This window comes from Bradyrhizobium sp. WU425, assembly GCF_021052305.1.
GTDB classification, from domain to species: Bacteria; Pseudomonadota; Alphaproteobacteria; order Rhizobiales; family Xanthobacteraceae; genus Bradyrhizobium; species Bradyrhizobium canariense_D.
In genome coordinates this window covers 6307904-6324823 of sequence record NZ_CP088089.1, presented here as the reverse complement: position 1 = coordinate 6324823, position 16920 = coordinate 6307904, and the positions used below count along the sequence as shown (strand labels likewise).

Below are 16920 nucleotides of genomic sequence, written 5' to 3'. Positions count from 1 at the left end.
GCGACAAGGCAGCCGCCTAATTATTGAACGGCGCCGGAACTTGCCTGAGCTAGTCCCGGCGCCTGAGATGTTCGCCGTGGTCAGACGAACAGGAAATCGTGGCTGGTCAGGCTGGCGACGTTGACGTTCTTCAGGAGGATCGAGTCGCTGGCCGAAAGCGTGACCAGGGCGTTCGCGCCAGACTGCGTGATTTGCAGATGGCTATAGTCCTGGGCGAGGAGCTTCGAGATCTCGATCACGTCGTGAGTGGCGGCGTTGCCGGCCTGGAAGTTGACGATCTGGTCTTGGCCGTGATCGTAGACGATCGTGGTCGAGCTCGGCGCCGCCGAGAACAGGTCGTTGCCGGCCCCGCCCTGGATCGTCACGCCGCTCGCCACCGCCGTGACGTTGTGCCAGCCATCGGTTTTGGTGGCGTCGAAGAACTGGAGTGCGTTGGCCGCATTGTAGTTCTCGTGTTGCGTCGTGCCGGCCTGTCCGTTGAAGTTGAACAGGAAGACGTCCTTCGAACCGTCGGCGTTGTTGGCGATCTCCTGGGTCTTGGAACCGGAGCCGTCGTAGATGTCGGTCAGCTTGCTGCCGTCGTTGTTGATGACCTGGGTATAGTCCAGGGTGCCATCGGCGTGGGTCCGGGTAAGCTCGACGATATGCCCGGAGGCATCGAGGTGCTGATGCTGCGTGGTGTAGGACTGCCCCTTGATGTTGTAGCTCCAATTGTCCGACGTGCCATCGGCGTTGGTAATGTAGGCGGCGGTCTTGACACCGTTGGTGTAGGCGGTCGTGGAGCTATAGCCGTCGATCTTCGTCGTCACCTCGCTGGTCAGAACGCCCTTGGCGTCGTACCAGTCCGAGATTTTGGTCCCGTCTGAGCTCTGGACAAGCGTGAAGGCAAGGCTGCTATCGGCGTGGGTGCGGACGATGTTGGTGAGGAAGCCGGTCGGATCGTAGCTGTCGTGCTCGGTCGTGTAGGTCTGGCCCACGATATTGAACTGGAAGACGTCCTTCGAACCGTTGGCGTGGTAATCGGTCTCCGTCATCTTGACGCCGGAGGCATTGTAGTTGCTCACCACGCTGCTGCCGTCGCTATTGACGACTTGGCTGTAGTCGAGCGACCCGTCGGCATGCGTGCGGACCACTTCGGTCGTGACACCGGAGGGGTCGAGGTGCTGGTACTGCGTGGTATAGCTCTGACCTGTTATATTGTAGCTGTAATTGTCGTGGCTCTGGTCCGCATTGGTGATGTAGGCCGCGGTCTTGACGCTGTTGGTGTAGATCGTCGTTGCGCTGTAGCCGCTCGTCTTCTCCAGGACCTCACTGGTGAGGATGCCGCTGGCGTCGTACCAGTCCGAGACCTTGGTGCCGTCGCTGCCCTGCTGCAGTTTGAAAGCCAGGCTGCCATCGGCGTGCGTGCGAACCAGCGAGGTGAGGAAGCCCGCCGCATCGTAGATGTCGTGCTCGGTCGTGTAGGTCTGGCCGGTTATGTTGAGAAGCCAGATATCCTTGCTGCCATCGGCGTTGTAGTCGGTTTCCTTCGTCCTCGTTCCGGCTGCGTTGTAGTTGGTGACGACGCTGCTGCCGTCGTTGTTGATGATTTGCGTATAGTCGAGCGTGCCGTCGGCATGCTTGCGGGTCACGGCCGTGACCTTGCCGGAGGGATCGACGTGCTGGATCAGCGTGCTGTAGCTCTGGCCGGTGATGCCATAGGCGTAATTGTCCTGACTGCCGTCGGCATTCTTGACATAGGCGTTGGTCTTGACGCCGTTGCTGTAGAGCGTCGTCGAACTGAAACCGTTGGCCTTTTGGACGACTTCGCTGGTGAGGCCGCCGGCGGCATTGTACCAATCGGTCGTCTTGGTGCCGTCGGTCGTTTGCGTCAGCTTGAACGCCAGGCTGCCATCGGTGTGGAGGCGCGTCAGGGTCGTGAGAAAGCCGGTCGTATCGTAAACGTCGTGCTCGGTCGCATAGTTCTGGCCCTTGATGTTGTAGGTCCAGACGTCCTTGCTGCGATCGGCATGGTAGTCGGTCTCGACCAGCTTGACCCCCGTGGCGCTATAGGTGGTGATCACGCTGCTGCCATCGCCGTTGTAGACCTGTGTCGAATCGAGCGAGCCGTCGGCATGGCTGCGGACCACAGACGTGACCTTGCCGGTCGAATCGAGGTGCTGGACCTGGCTCGTGTAGCTCTGCCCCTTGATGTTGTAGGTATAGTTGTCCTGGGTGTGGTCGGCGTTCTTGACATAGACCGTGGTCTTCACGCCGTTGGTGTAGATGGTCGTCGAATAATAGCCGTCTGACTTTTGCACGACCTCGCTGAGAAGCGTGCCGGTGGTGTTGTATGTATCGGTGGTCTTGGTGCCGTCGGTAGCGAAATGGACGGAGGTGGTCTTTATGCCACCGGTGTAGCCGATCGCGTCTTTGGACCCGTCGGTGTAGCCGATCGTGGTCGAAATAGGCAGTCCGCTTGCGTTCAGGCCGGTGTCCGCTTTCGACAGGAGGTTGCCGCTGGCGTCATAGGTTTTCGTGCTGCTCCAGGTCGCGGCCGAGTTCGTGACGGAGAAGGAATGGCCGCCCTGGATCTTGGACAGTGCGCTGCCGTAATGCGCGATCATATAGTCCATCGTCGCTTTCGAAGCGACGGGGAGGACATGCGAGTCGGTTAGCGTGATGGTTTGAAGCGCCGTCGACGTGCTCAGGTCGGACAGTTGCGGCACGATCTCGGCAGCCGTACCGCTGACACTGGTTCGGGTGTCAGGCGGAATCGGGGTGGTCGCGGGCGCGTCGATCTCGATGATCAGCGGGTGATCGCTGACCGGAATCGTAATCGTGCTGACGTCGGTGTAGCTCGCGATCGCGGTAGTTCCCGTCAGCGTGTCGTACACCTTGACCGAATGATGCATGCCGCCAAGATTCACCGTGACCGTCTGGGCCGGATTGGAGATCTCGGCATCGGCCGCATCATTCCAGAGCTTCGGCTCCGCCCAAACGACAAGCTCGTAGGCGCCATTGCTCTTGCCCAGCACCATGCTGTTGCCCAAGGCCGGCATGTTGCTCAGCGTGTAGTTCAATGGATTAGTCGGCTGCAGGCCGCCCTTGCCGTCATCGGCCAGAATGCTCGTCAGGTTGTGAATTGCCGTCGCGGCGAGCTTTGGCGTTCCATCGGAGTTGAACAAGCCGAAGTTGGCTTCGGGATTGGTGTTGCTGGCGGACGAGTCGCGGTCGAACATCTCGTAGAGATAGGTCGCACTCACGCCAGCCTTGTAGGCATCGACCAGGGTGTTCAAGACCGACTTGGCTTGCACCGTCTCGTCGACTCCGAGATATTGGGTGTTGGCCTGGGTGGTGTAGCCGGTCTCCGTAATCACGACGGGCTTTCCCGGCGCCGCGGTCGAGACGGCGCTCAAGGTGGCAGCAAGTGAGCTGCTGGTCGTCAAGCTGGTGCTGACATAGGCATGCGCATTGGCGAAATCGGCCGAGCCCGACATGTTGCCGAGCTGGCTGTAGCCCTGGGGATCGTTGTAGGCGAGCGACAGATTGAAGACGGGAATGCTGGAAAGCGTGCCGTCTGCCTTGACCGCCTGATAGAGCGCGCTTTGGAACTGGGCCGCGGCGCCAAGGCTCGAGCTGCCATTGTAGCTGAAGGGCTGGTGATTGGCCTCGTTGAGCCCCTCGATGGCGCTGATGCTGCCCGGATGGCTCGCCAAGAACTTCTCGAGCGACACGATATACTTCTGAAGGCCGGCCGCACCCAGCTGGGGCAGGGCGGAGGATACCAGGAAGTCGAACTTGTAGCCGGCAGCCGCCAGCCCCTCAACGACCGGTTGTGCGGCGGGGCTGGTTCCCATTGCGTCGCGGAGATGGGTGACACCGAGATACTTAAGGTCATCGACCATCAACGCGAGGTTATTGTAGTCGGTCCACCCGAAGCCGGCATGCGTGTTGACGCCGATGGAGTTGATGAAGCCGCTTGCGGAGAGGACGGTTTGATCTGACGACATTTCACACTCGAATTTCTACGCGAACGAAATTGCTCGCAGGGATTTGCGTTCAACCTTCTCGATCGAGTGTGAATTTCAGATAAAAATCGGAGCTACAAATCGAGAGCGATCAGCAGTTCCTCGCAGGAACAGCTCGACTCTGATTCAAGACAATAACGATGTCGTGCCGACGCAGCATGACCTCAACATGGCGCTTCCAAGAATTCGCAAGGTTTCACTGCTGAATCTATGCGCATGTCGCGCTTCAATGATGCATGTGACTTGGGGCGCGGAGCGGTGAAACTGTCAGGTCGACCCGATGCGCTGGTAGAATTTTGCCAGCACGAGCAAATCACTCATTTCTCGTACTGGTTGTCAGTCACTTCGCCGCATTTTGAAGCGAAGTAGAGAGTTCCACGGTAGGAACTTCGCGGACGCGGGCAGAGCGTCAAGGGCGCATCTAGCTCCAAAGAAGGTTTGCAAGAGACCGGTCGACAGATCAGCTCGGGCGAGCCAGGAGGAGAAAGTTTCCGCGCCAGCCGACCGCCGCCGTGGCGATTGCGGCGATGACGATCTTTCCAGCAAGCCACGCCGCCGGTTCGCTCGGCGCATGACTGAGCGATCCGATCAGAATGGCGGCTGCGAGCGCCTGAAGCACCAAGGGCCAGCGCGGGAACGCATCGAACCTGAGGGTAGGGCCAAGCCCGGCCAAGATCGCCGCGAGCGTGGCGATCGAGGCGCAGGTGACTGCCGCTTGGGGTGACAGGCCGGCCCAGACGGCAACCAGGGAGAACGCCGCAACCATTGCAAGCTGCCCGGCAGCAACGAGGGCGAGCCTGGTCGCGAGCTTTTCCAGGTGGGGAACGACCGCGATCGTCGCCTGCAGGTGGGTATGGAGGAAGTAGAAAGCAGCGACCGCCGGCCCTGTCGCCAGGAAGCCCTCGACGCTCTCCCGCGGGACCAGGATGCGGGCCGCGTCCGGAATGAAGGCGACAAGCCCGCCCAGCAGGACCAGGGTCGTGCAGATCATGAACTCGAACATGTGCCGCGCCGATTGTCTCGACGTCGTGGCGCTCCCGTGCTCGAAATCATTGACCACTTCAGGATAACTCACGGTGTGGATCGCCGCATTGAGGACCCAGAAGGGACGTTGCAGCAGGTCGAGCGCAATGGAAAATCCTGCACCGGCTCCTGTGGCGCCGAGTCGCCCGACGACGATGATACGAAGCAGAACCGGCACGGACAAATGGATCACGGACGCGCCGGCTGCAAGCATGCCGTAACGCGAGAAGTCCTTCCAGTCAGCCAGCATTGTTCGCAGCGACACGCGATCCAGCGGCGTGCGATATGCGATGAGACCGGCAAGGAGCCCAAGCAGGTGACCCAATGCGATGCCGAGCAGCGTCGCTTCGGCCGTGCCTGAGATCATTCCGCCCGAGACGGCCCCGCCCAAAAGCGCTGTCGCACGCAAGGCAAGAAGGCAGGAGGCGGTTCCCAGCCGGTTCGACAGTCGTACCGACAAGAAGTACAAATCGGTCGAGCCCTGAAGCACGGCCACGCTCAGGCCGAGGACGACCAGCCGTGGCGTGAGGCCGCTGATCAAGGAGGCGCAGCTCCCGACCGCAACGAGCGCGCCGGCGCTCATGAGGGCCGCCGCAAAGAGCGACGATCTCAGTCGAGCAGCCTCGCTCTCCTTGGCGGCCGCAAGAAAGCGCAGCCCCGCGAGCTGCAGCCACTCGAACATGAGGACGCAGAGCAACTGGCTCGAGGCCATTGCGAGAGAATAATTGGTGTAGTCGGCGGCAGGCAGCAGGTGACTGATCACAAAGATCAGGATGATCGCTGCTGCGCTTTGGTAAACGTAGCCGGCGATCGCGAAGAGACGTGTCATCTCGGAATGAAGCTACTCTTTGCCACCGCATGCGCTTGTGGTACCCCGGCTATTGCCGGGCGCACGGACGACATCCGTCGCTGACGCAGTTGTTCATACAGGTTCTTGTACGACGACAATACGTCGGAAAAGATCCACTTGTTCGTGTCGGCGATAAGCCGACGGCTGATCTCGTCGATCTTGTGCGGGTCCGCGGCGATTTCGCGCATGCTCGTGGCCAGGGATTGTGGATCTGCTTCGGTCAACCACCCGGTTACGCCATGCTCGATCGCCTCCGGCATGCCGCCAAAGTGCGTACCGAGCAGCGGTCTGCCCGCCGCCTTGGCGTCGGCGACGACGAGCGGGCCGGGATCGTGCCAGATGGACGGAGCGACCACGACGTCGACTTGCCTGTAGAATTCATCGGGAGACACGAATCCCATGAACTCGACCCGTGCATGCGGCGCCAGTGCTCTCAGGCGCTGTTGTTCCTGATCGCCCAAGCGGCCGGCAATCATCATCCGGATCCGATCGGGCGGCAGCATGGCCAGCGCTCGCATGAGATTGTCGATGCCCTTCTCCTCGGTGATCCGTCCGATGAAGCCGAATGTCACTTCCGTCGTGCAGACAGGCCGCGGGTAGGGTGAGCGCGGCGGCTCGGTCGAGGCATTGCGGATGACGGTGCGGATTGGGGTCTCGGCAAACATGCCCATATCGGTGTGAATGGAGAGGACGCGCTCGCTGACGCCGACCACGGCATCGAGCCAATGCGTCGCCCGTTTGCGGTGGTACGTCAGGATCCCACAGCTCGTACAGGTGTGTTCGCAGGAGCGGCCCTTGTCGAAGCGGGAACAGCGTGGACACGTCAAATAATAATCATGAAGCGTATGCAGGACCGGAACTCCGAGCTTGGCGGCTACCCGCCAGATCGCCGTGGTCAGGCCCGATAAATTATTGGAATGCAGAACGTCCGGCTTGAAAGCGCGAATGCGCTCCGCGATCATCGGGGCCTGGATCTGCCAATCGTCGATCGCATGCCAGATGCTTCGTTTCACGACGTTCTTTTGCTCCGTGAACGGCGCATAGACGTTTTGCACCGGTGCGGAATAGACGTTGATACCGTTGCATAATTCACGGCCCTGCTCGGGTGCGGATGCGGCGCGCACCACCTCGACCTCGTCGCCGCGCTGAGCCAGGCCCTCGGCAAATCTCCGCGCGAAGATCTCTGCTCCGCCGACGATCTTTGGTGCCTGCGGGGTCGGATAAAGCGTGGATGTCAAAAGGATCTTCATCGCGTCAACCTCTTTGTGCCGATCCGATTACCGTGCCGGCCGTATATCCAGTGCGGGAATGGCGTCATTATTGGCGGCGATCAGGACCGGCGTGCTCGAAACCGGCAGCCAGATCCCGGAGGCTGGCCTTGCAGTTGCATCGCAGGGGGCCGCGAAAGTCGCGCCTGGCAGATCGCCTCTGATCCGGACCTCGTAGCGTCGATCCGGATCCTCGGACCAGACCGCGATCTTGCCGCCGGTGGTCGAGGATGCTCCGATCGACATCACCCCGTTGGCAAGGCTTCTTCGTTCGGCGGTTAGAGTGGAACGGACGAATGCCCAGGCGCCACGCGCCGCGCAGGCTACGGGTTTGGGCGAATTGTCGAAACCGTAGAGGCCAAAATTGTCCTCCAGCTCGGCTGGATTCTGACCACTATTTTTGAGCTCATAGATCCACATCCCCTTGAGCCAGCGCGCCGCTGTCGAGGCCCACAGGATGAGCTGTGCCGTGTTATCGGCCTGAGCCTGCTCGCTGACACCACATTTGTTCGCAGCCGTGGTCCAGCCAGTCTCGGTCACGTAAATGGGGAAGTCGGGATTGCCGCTCGCTTGGCCGACCAGTCGATGGAACGCCGTGAGCCGGTCGATAATCTCGGCCGAATTGCGCTTCGCCGGCGCCATGCAGAAATTGTAGAGATGAATCGAGGCGCCATCGGCGTATTGAAGGATGCCGGTTTGCAGCATCTTCTCCGTCCACGTCCAACCGGGATCGTCGCCGATCGCGCCGACGACGAAAGGTGCATTCGGCACCGCCTGCTTGACCGCGGGCCGTGCGACCTTCGCGAGGGCCAGGTAGTTGTCGGCTGAGAATGAAGGGTCCTTCTTGGCTGCCAGATTCCACTCGTTCCAGAGTTCGAAGATCGGGCGCTGCGGCGCGACCGATCGCGCGGCCGCTGCCGCATAGTCCGCGAACCGCTGCCGGGCTTCGTCCGTCGTCGGAGGCGACGAGTTCGGCACGAGGTGATGACCAAATGCAAGGATGAGGAGCGGCCGGGCGATGCCGGACTGAACCTGCGCGTCGAGCCTGCCCAACCGCGGCGTGAAGCCCATCCGACGTCCCGGCAATTCGAAATCAGACCAGGGAAAATCGTCGCGGAAGGCGTTAAAGCCCAGTTGCTTGATCTGGCTGACGTTCACGGAGGGCACGTAGCCTCGCGAACTGACCGGCCCTCCCAGTCCCTGATGGGTGCCGATACCCAACAGGAATCTGCTTTCAAGCGTCTGAGCCTGTTGAGCGCATGCCGGGACAGACAGAGAAACAGACGCGATGAGGCTCGCCATCCAGAGCAGCCTGTTGCGACCCAAGGTGCGGTGGCCTGCCATCGCCTGGATCATACCCGTCATCATTTCTCGCCTGCCGCAACTCACCTCAAAAAGGCTTCGAGAGGTCCGATTGCAGTGCCACGTTCTGCTCGACTCCGCTCTTGTTGTCGTCGAGGAGTTCGACATAGACCTGATGCAATTGGCGGTGTGTCTTCTGGACGTCATAAAACTGCTTGAAGCGATCGTAGCCGCGTTGCCCCAGGACCTTGAGATCCAGATCGAGCATCCGTCGGAAGCCGTCGATGAGAGGTTGAACCGCAACAGGTTCGCAAAGCACGCCGGTGACGCCGTCAACGACGATTTCAGGCAGCGCTCCGCTGTGGAAGGCCAGGATGGGCTTGGCCGCGCGCATCGCTTCCAGAGCGACGAGGCCGAAGGCCTCCCATCGTGACGGGATGACGACGAGATCGGCCGCCTCCAGCTGAGCCTCGATCTGCTGACGATCCAGCCAGCCTAGCAGCGAGACGTTGGCGGGAACCGCAGCTCCGTCGAACTTGTTGACCACGGAGGCGCCGACAATGCGAACATCCAGGACATCTTCGAGGGATCGTGCGGCCTCGATCAGGAGGTCGAAGCCCTTTTGTCGATCAAGACGGCCAATGAAAAGGACCTTGGCCTTCTTTGAAGTCCAATCTGTCGCAGCGCCGTACGGCAGTGGGCGGCTCTTGGAGATGCCATTGTGCACCAGGGTCAGACGGTCGGTCGGAATTCCCGCCCGGACCGCTTCATTGAATTCATCGCCGGAAATGCAGATGATACGATCCGACGTGCGGGCCAGAAGAGTCTCTGCAGCTTTTGCCGCCAGATGGCTCAGGCGGCCGGTCTCTCGCGAGAACGCCCAGCCATGCGGGCAATAGACGACGCGAGGACCTTCGGAACGAGCCGCCAACGCGGGCCTGAGAACGAGTCCGGCAAACGACGAATGGAGATGCATTACGTCGGGTTTGAAGGCGTCGAGCGCCTGCATGCTCGCCCGCAGCATCTGAAATAGTCCGGCGATGCTGCGGCCCGATCTGTCGAAGGTCGTGATCTGGCTGTCATCGATTCCGACGAGGTCGTGGCGATGATCCGATGGCACAACATAGTGCACGTTCTCCGCGCCGAAGCTCGCTTGCTGCTGCGGATGCAATTCGTTCAGGTAGCTCGCTATCCCACCCCGGATGGTTTCCGCGACATGCAGCACCTTCACCGCCTGCCTTGCGGAAGATTGAGTTGGGAAGATCGACATGGCGCATCCTTAATTGAGCATCAACGGATGCGATCACAATCCATCCAATCCATAGCGAGATTTGGGCAGCGGTGTGGTGTTGTTGCGCCGCGATGTCGAAGCTCTCTTGCTTCGAAGTCGAACGTACACACGGAACTCGTTGGATGGCGGCCGTTGTCGCCGCTATGCGCGCGACGCGAGAAAATCCAACAGTGCTCGCGCCGAGTCTTGCCACGAATATAATGCAAGACGATCTTGTTGCTTTCGGCGCTCCTGATCAGAGATTGCGCCGATTGCCAACCTTTCGAGCATAAGCTGTTGCAGCGCTTGAGCATCGTTGGCGCAAAAATAAGCAGCTGCTTCGCCGCACGTTTCCATCACCGCGTCAGCCGTCGAGGCTATGACCGGACAGCCGAAGATCATGGCTTCAAGTGGCGGTACACCGAAGCCCTCGTATAGAGAGGGAAAGACAAACGCCAGAGCGTGCGCATACAGAGCTGCAATCTCGCCATCCGCCAGGCGTCCTGCCAGAAGCAGGCCCGATTCGCTCTCGCCCAGATTGTCTTGAAATACCTTGCTGTTATCTCCGCCGACAATGACGAGGGGAACGTCCTTTCGTTCGAGCAGCCGCGCCGCCTCGATTGCAACGGCGAGATTCTTGTTCTTGGTTCTGGAGCCGACAAAGAGAAAATATTTTCCCGGCTGAAGCCCTAATCGTTCGAGAATACCGTGATCAGGCGTTGTGGACGCGAAATGCTCCGCGCTGTTGGGGAATATCGGAATGTCCGTTTTCGAAAGGCCAAGCATTGCAGCCAATTCATTGCGAGAAAAGGCCGATACGGTCGCGATCGTGGCCCGCCGTGCAAGCAGGCGGCCCATCGTGCGGTGGACGGCCAAATAGCGCCAATTGAAGAAATCGGGCCGGCGGAAGACCTGTGCGTCGTGGATGACGACGATATGATCGCCATGAAACACAGGTCCGGCATTGGCCAGACTGATCAGGCGACCTCCAGCGGCGGCGCGCGCAAGTTCAATCTGATCCCAGGCATGTCCGCTCAGCCGTCCTATCTTGCGTACCTTGATGTGGGCGAGATTGATCGCTTCGCTCGTCTCGCTCGGCACGAGCAATTGCCACTCGGCTCCTCTGAGGGCAGCGGGCGATTGGTCGGACGCAAGCAACGCATCGATCGCTTTGACCAGTTCGGCGGCATAACGCTGAACGCCGGTCAGCTTTTGCGAGAGAAAGCGGCCGTTGATGAAAAGCTTCAATTTTGTGCCGTTCGGGTTGTCGATGCCACAACGCGTGGGTCGCGATTTGTGCTTTCGAACCAAATGTGAGCACGGAAAGAAGCAGCCCGAAGGCACGAAATTATGACGGCATCGGTAGTGATCGCGCTGTTCGTTCGGCGCTCCCCGGGAACACTTGTTGAAAGTCTTGCCGGGCAGCCGGGAGCCTTTTATGGACGCGCGCCTGATGTTGCGTCGGCAGGCAGAGGGCGCTCCCGTCTGGTTAACTTGGGGAAGGCTGACATCCGAAGCGCCCGGCATTAAGCTTGCCGATGCGAGGGGGCTGTTCTCCAATGCTGAACCCTTGCCTCTACCGGTTCAGTCTGGCAATGCGGTATATGAGGACGGACAACGGAGTTTATTTTGGCCCCCGTGGTGGTTACCGGCGCTGCCGGCTTCATCGGCATGCATGTCTGTGAGCGCTTGCTTGCGCGCGGGGAACGAGTTGTCGGCATCGACGCAGTGACCCCTTACTATGATCCCGCGCTCAAGCGCGCTCGCCTCGAGACGCTCAAGCATGAGGCTTTCACGTTCCACGAGATCGACCTGGCGGATTTCGCTGCGGTGACGCGTGTGTTCGACGAGGTCTCGCCCGACCGCGTGGTGCACCTTGCGGCGCAGCCCGGCGTGCGCGCATCGATCGACGATCCCATCACCAGCATCCGCGCCAATTGTGATGGCTTCGTCACCGTGCTCGAAGCGGGCCGGCGCCACGGCCTGGCGCATCTCGTCTACGCCTCGTCGAGCTCCGTGTATGGCGCCAATCGCACCTTGCCGTATTCGACCGAGCATTCGGTCAATCATCCGGTCAGCCTCTATGCCGCGAGCAAGAAGGCCAACGAGCTGATGGCGCACACGTTCGCACATGTTCACAAGCTGCCGGTGACCGGACTTCGCTTCTTCACTGTCTATGGTCCATGGGGCCGGCCCGACATGGCCGCCTGGCTCTTCACGCGCGCGATCTTTGCGGGTGAGCCGATCAAGCTTTTCAATAATGGAAATATGTGGCGCGATTTCACCTATGTCGACGACATCGTCGAGGGCGTGATCCGCACCCTCGATCGCCCCGCGACGCCGAATCCCGCGTGGAACGCCGAGCAGCCGGAAAACTCGTCGAGCTATGCGCCGTATCGCGTCTATAACATCGGCAACAATTGCTCGGTCGATTTGATCGAGTTCGTCGAGACACTGGAGAAGATCATCGGCAAGCCCGCGATCCGCACGCTTTTGCCGATGCAGGCAGGCGACGTCCTCGAGACGCGCGCCGACATTTCGGCCCTGCAACGCGACGTCGGCTTCACGCCCTCGACGCCGCTGGCGGATGGCTTGGGCCGCTTTGTCGAATGGTACCGAAATTATCACCGCGTATAAACCCCTCTCTTGAGTAGCTCACACGTGTCCCAAAAAATTATCCCCCTGATCATGTGCGGCGGTGCCGGAACGCGGCTGTGGCCGGCTTCGCGCGAGGTGCGCCCCAAGCAGTTCCTGCCGCTGTTCGGCACGCGCTCGACCTTCCAGGACACGCTGCTCCGCGTCTCCGAGGCCTCGCTGTTCGATCGCCCGATCGTCATCACCAATGCCTCCTATCGCTTCATGGTGCTGGAGCAGCTCGCGGAAATCGGCATCGAGGCCGACGTGATCCTCGAGCCGATGCGGCGCGATTCCGGTCCTGCGATCGCAGCCGGCGCGGTGTTTGCGCAGAACCGCTCGAGTGAGGCGATCGTGCTCGCGCTCGCCGCCGACCACGTGGTGCAGGACAATGCCGCGTTCGTCGCGGCGTGCCGCCAGGGCCTCACCGCCGCGAGCGCCGGGCGCATCGTCACCTTCGGCGTCAAGCCGGAGCGGCCGGCGACCGAATACGGCTATATCAGCCCGGGCGAGGTCATCTCCGGCGAGGTGCACGCGGTCGCGCGCTTTGTCGAGAAGCCGGATGCGGTGAAGGCAGCCGACTACCTCAATTCCGGCTATCTCTGGAACAGCGGCAACTTCATGTTCCCGGCCAGCGTATTGCTCGACGAATACCGCAAGGTCGATGCGGCGAGCGTGGAGACCATCTCCAATGCCGTGACCAATGCCGGCCGCGATCTCGGCTTCGTGACGCTGGAGCCCGAGGCGTTCGGCGCGGCCAAGGCGATCTCGATCGACTATGCGGTGATGGAGAAGACCGCGCGCGCAGCGGTGGTGCCGGTGTCGTGCGGCTGGTCCGACGTCGGCTCCTGGCACGCAGTGTGGGAATTGTCGGACAAGGACGCGCAAGGCAATGCGTCGCATGGCAGTGCGGTGTTCGAGGATAGCCGCAATTGCAACGTCACCACCGATGCTGCGCTGGTCGCGCTCGAAGGCGTCGACGATCTCATCGTGGTCGCGACCGCGGACGCAGTGCTGGTCTCGCGTCAGAAGGATGCCAACGGGCTCAAGCGGCTGGTCACGAAACTCAAGGCGGTCGCACCGAAGGTCACCGAGGAGCACCTCAAGGTGCATCGGCCCTGGGGCAGCTACCAGTCGGTCGACAATGGCGAGCGCCACCAGGTCAAGCGCATCGTGGTGAAGCCGGGCGGGCGTCTGTCGCTGCAGAAGCACCATCATCGCGCCGAGCACTGGATCGTGGTCCGCGGCACAGCCCGCGTCACCGTCAACGAGACCGTCAAAAGTGTGCACGAGAACGAGTCCATCTACATCCCGATGGGCGCGGTACACCGGATGGAGAACCCCGGTAAAATCATGCTGGAGCTGATCGAGGTCCAGACTGGAAGCTATCTCGGGGAAGACGACATCATCCGGATTGAAGACGACTATCAGCGCTCTTGAGCAGAATGTCGCTCCAACATTCCGCGAACATTTAGAAATTGTCCTGCGAATTGCGATGATCGGAGCAGGCTACTATGACCGACGACACGCACACAATCCGCTGCGGCGGGCTCGCCGCGACCATCAAGGCGCAAGGCGCGGAGATGTGTTCGCTGGCGAGCGATGCCGGCATCGAGTTCGTTTGGCAGGCGGGGGCGGCCTGGCCGCGCCATGCGCCGCTGTTGTTTCCGATCGTCGGGCGTCTCGCCAGTGACGAATTGCGGCACCGGGGCAGGACCTACCGGATGACCCAGCACGGCTTCGCGCGTGACAGCCGCTTTGCGTGGGTGGAACGTGGCGAAAGTCGCTGTATCCTGGTGCTCGAAGACAGCGAGACGACGCGCGCGCTCTACCCCTTTGCGTTCCGCCTGACGGCGACCTATGCGCTCGACGAATCCGGTCTCGATCTTTCACTCGTGGTCGCGAACACCGGCAAGGAGATGTTGCCGGCCTCGCTCGGCGGCCATCCCGCTTTCAACTGGCCGCTGCAACCAGGACTGGCGAAGGAGAGTTACGCGCTGAGCTTCGCGAACGCAGAGCCATCCCCCGTCCGCCGTCTCGACGGCGGCTTGCTGCGTCCGGCAACGGAGCCGAGCCCGGTCCAAGGCTCCGTGTTGCCCCTGTCAGAATCCCTGTTCGTCGACGACGCAATCATCTTCGATCGGATCGCGAGCACTTCGGTCCGCTATGCCGCGGAGCAGGGCGCGTCCACCGGGCCGTGGTTGAAAATATCATGGCGCGGCTTTCGCGAGCTTGGCGTCTGGTCGAAACCGTCGGGCGCGCCGTTCCTCTGCATCGAGCCCTGGCGCGGCTATGCCAGTCCCGCCGGCTTCGACGGCGAATTCACTGACAAGGCGGGCCTGATGCACATCGCGCCCGGGACGGAAGAGCAATTGTCATTTCGGGTTGAGGTTGGATCGTCCTGAGGCCGGACGGCCTTCGCGCATCTCAAGTTCTCAGACCTCGATCCGCGTGAGGTCCTCGCCGAGCACGACAGGACCCGCGTAGTCCCGCCTGACATCCGCGAGCAGCGCATTCAGCATGGAATCATCGGTGCGAGGCCGGTGATGAGTCAGCGCGAGCTTCTTAACGCCGGCCTTGGCCGCGACCTTGCCGACTGTATCGCCGCAGGCGATCGTGAATTTCGCAAGCCGGCGCAGGTGCTCGTTGTCGATCTCCGGCGTGGCGAGAAAGCAGCACTGGACCAGCAGATCGGCCCCCTCAGCCAGTCGTTCGAGACCGGGGCACGGCACCGTATCGCCGGAAATTGCGATGACCTTGCCTTCGGCCTCGAAGCGGTAGCCGAGGCACGTCCAGCGTGCGAGGAAGGCCGGCGACATGTCGAGGCCGTCGCCATGCGAGACGAGTTCGGCACTGATCTTCCAGCGCCCGGTGTCGAGAACGGGGCCCGGTATAATGTCGGTCGCGACGACAGGTTTCCAGCCGCCGAAGCTCGGCTCGCCCTGATCGCGCCAGGTGATGTCCTTGTCGTAGACCTGCGTGACCAGCGTATTGACGAGCCGTTCGGTATCCGGCGGTCCATAGATGCGCAGATCGTCCTTGCGCCCGTGCATCCATGAATTGAGCATCACGTCGTAGAGGTCGCCAATGTGGTCGAAATGGTGATGGGTGAGAAAGACCGTGTTGATGGAGCCGAGCGGCACGCCGGCCTTGTTGAGCTGCACCATGACGCCGCGGCCTGCATCGATCAGGATATTTTCCTCGCCGAGCCTGATCAGCGTTGTCGTCGCCATGCGGCGCGGGTCCGGGCGCGGGCCGCCGGTGCCGAGCAGGATGACTTCCATGGCGCCACCTCCTGGGGCAGACTTTTCGGGCGTTACAGTAGATTTGAAGCGGTTGGCGAGGCAAGCGTCCGTGGGACGGCCGTCAGCCCCCACAACAACCGCTTGTGCGGGGCTCCCGAACATGATGCGCGGGACGAGAAGTGTGGGCCAATTCATACTTAATACGGCCAGATCGTGACCAATGTTGTTTGGGCGCGATAACGCGCCTAGTATTGCAGCAGGCAATTCGAGGGGGCTCGAACAGTCGTGAATGTACGTTCACAGGACGGCGCGCTCGGCGACCTGAGCTTCGAGGTCGGCCCGCAAGCACACAGGACATCCAACATCGTGGCTGATTCCGCAGTCCAGGAATTGCGTGTCGCTGGCCGCGAGCGGCTGATCGTCGTCGAGGACGATCCGGTGACGCGGACGATGCTGGTCGGCTATTTCAGCGAGAACAATTTCGACGTGGTCGGCGCCAGCTCCTGCGCGGAATGCCGCCAGGCGCTGCGGACGCGGACCGATCTCGTCTTCCTCGACGTGCAGCTGCCCGACGGCGACGGTTTCGATCTCGCCAAGGAGATCCAGGCGACCAGCAACGCGGGCATCATCTTCGTGACCCGCCGCGACACCGACGTCGATCGCATCCTCGGCCTCGAGGTCGCGGGCGACCACTACGTCACCAAGCCGATCGATCTGCGCGATCTGCTCGCGCGCGCGCGAAGCGTGCTGCGGCGGCGCTCGATCGACCGCAAGGCGGCGCGCAACCACAATTCGATCGCCTTCGGCGACTGGATCATCGACCTGACGCGGCGCGAGCTGCTCGGCAGCGACGGCAAGCCGGTGGCGCTGACGCGCGCCGAATTCGACCTGCTCGCAGCGCTCGTCGGTGCCGACGGCAGGCCGCTTAGCCGCGACTATCTGATCGAGGTCGTCAGCAATCGCCAGGCCGAGGTCGACATCCGCACCGTCGATGCCTTGGTGGCGAGGCTGCGCCGCAAGCTCGTCGGCAGCGGCACGCCCGTCATCACCACGGTCACCGGGGTCGGCTACAAGCTCGCGCTGAGCGAACGGCTCTAGAGCCGGGCGCAGCACGAAACGGTGCCGGCTGAGCCGTCGGCTTCAGCCACTGAAGCCGACCAGGAACCGAATGGCGAGAAAGGCCGACAGCGCCACGGCGCCGGTCGCGAAGATTGCAAACAAAACTCTCAAACTATTGTGCATGATCTCTATTCAGGTTCGGTTTCAAAGTCCGGTTTCAAAAATGTCGTTCGTCCAATCGCTGCTCGTCTCAAGGCAG

11 protein-coding genes are annotated in these 16920 nt (G+C 61.4%); 4 read left to right on the top strand and 7 right to left on the bottom strand.

The window, feature by feature from the left end; all coding sequences use genetic code 11:
- Positions 1-80 precede the first annotated feature (80 nt).
- From BcanWU425_RS30565 to BcanWU425_RS30540, 6 genes are all read right to left on the bottom strand, one after another.
- On the bottom strand, positions 81-3992 hold the full coding sequence (locus BcanWU425_RS30565) for an RHS repeat protein (protein ID WP_204513789.1): 3912 nt from the start codon (positions 3990-3992) through the stop codon (positions 81-83).
- A 478-nt stretch (positions 3993-4470) separates the two neighbouring features.
- Positions 4471-5862 carry a hypothetical protein gene (locus tag BcanWU425_RS30560; protein ID WP_204513790.1) on the bottom strand — a complete coding sequence of 464 codons (1392 nt, stop codon included), beginning with the start codon at positions 5860-5862 and terminating at the stop codon, positions 4471-4473.
- A complete protein-coding gene (locus BcanWU425_RS30555) occupies positions 5859-7133 on the bottom strand; it encodes a glycosyltransferase family 4 protein (RefSeq protein WP_018458846.1) in 1275 nt (424 codons plus the stop codon). The genes BcanWU425_RS30560 and BcanWU425_RS30555 overlap by 4 nt, the downstream gene beginning before the upstream one ends.
- Positions 7134-7160: 27 nt before the next feature.
- Positions 7161-8507 (bottom strand): glycoside hydrolase family 5 protein, encoded by a 1347-nt coding sequence (locus BcanWU425_RS30550; protein WP_231188823.1) that lies wholly within the window; start codon positions 8505-8507, stop codon positions 7161-7163.
- A gap of 34 nt (positions 8508-8541) precedes the next feature.
- A complete protein-coding gene (locus BcanWU425_RS30545) occupies positions 8542-9723 on the bottom strand; it encodes a glycosyltransferase (protein WP_210350951.1) in 1182 nt (393 codons plus the stop codon).
- Positions 9724-9885: 162 nt separating this feature from the next.
- Complete coding sequence (locus BcanWU425_RS30540) at positions 9886-10971, bottom strand: glycosyltransferase family 4 protein (protein WP_085357614.1); 1086 nt, start codon at positions 10969-10971, stop codon at positions 9886-9888.
- Between the two features lie 381 nt (positions 10972-11352).
- Here BcanWU425_RS30540 and BcanWU425_RS30535 point away from each other — a divergent pair, with 381 nt between their 5' ends.
- From BcanWU425_RS30535 to BcanWU425_RS30525, 3 genes are all read left to right on the top strand, one after another.
- Positions 11353-12360, top strand: a complete 1008-nt coding sequence (locus BcanWU425_RS30535; protein WP_026233673.1) for an NAD-dependent epimerase — start codon at positions 11353-11355, stop codon at positions 12358-12360.
- 24 nt (positions 12361-12384) lie between these two features.
- Positions 12385-13797: a mannose-1-phosphate guanylyltransferase/mannose-6-phosphate isomerase gene (locus BcanWU425_RS30530; RefSeq protein ID WP_204513791.1), complete on the top strand. Its 1413-nt coding sequence runs from the start codon at positions 12385-12387 to the stop codon at positions 13795-13797.
- A 74-nt stretch (positions 13798-13871) separates the two neighbouring features.
- Positions 13872-14762 carry an aldose 1-epimerase family protein gene (locus BcanWU425_RS30525; RefSeq protein ID WP_204513792.1) on the top strand — a complete coding sequence of 297 codons (891 nt, stop codon included), beginning with the start codon at positions 13872-13874 and terminating at the stop codon, positions 14760-14762.
- Between the two features lie 30 nt (positions 14763-14792).
- On the opposite strand, the gene BcanWU425_RS30520 is transcribed toward BcanWU425_RS30525, so the two are convergent.
- Positions 14793-15641: an MBL fold metallo-hydrolase gene (locus BcanWU425_RS30520; protein ID WP_085349963.1), complete on the bottom strand. Its 849-nt coding sequence runs from the start codon at positions 15639-15641 to the stop codon at positions 14793-14795.
- Positions 15642-15887: 246 nt separating this feature from the next.
- Here BcanWU425_RS30520 and BcanWU425_RS30515 point away from each other — a divergent pair, with 246 nt between their 5' ends.
- Complete coding sequence (locus BcanWU425_RS30515) at positions 15888-16700, top strand: response regulator transcription factor (RefSeq protein ID WP_085349962.1); 813 nt, start codon at positions 15888-15890, stop codon at positions 16698-16700.
- Positions 16701-16920: the final 220 nt, after the last annotated feature.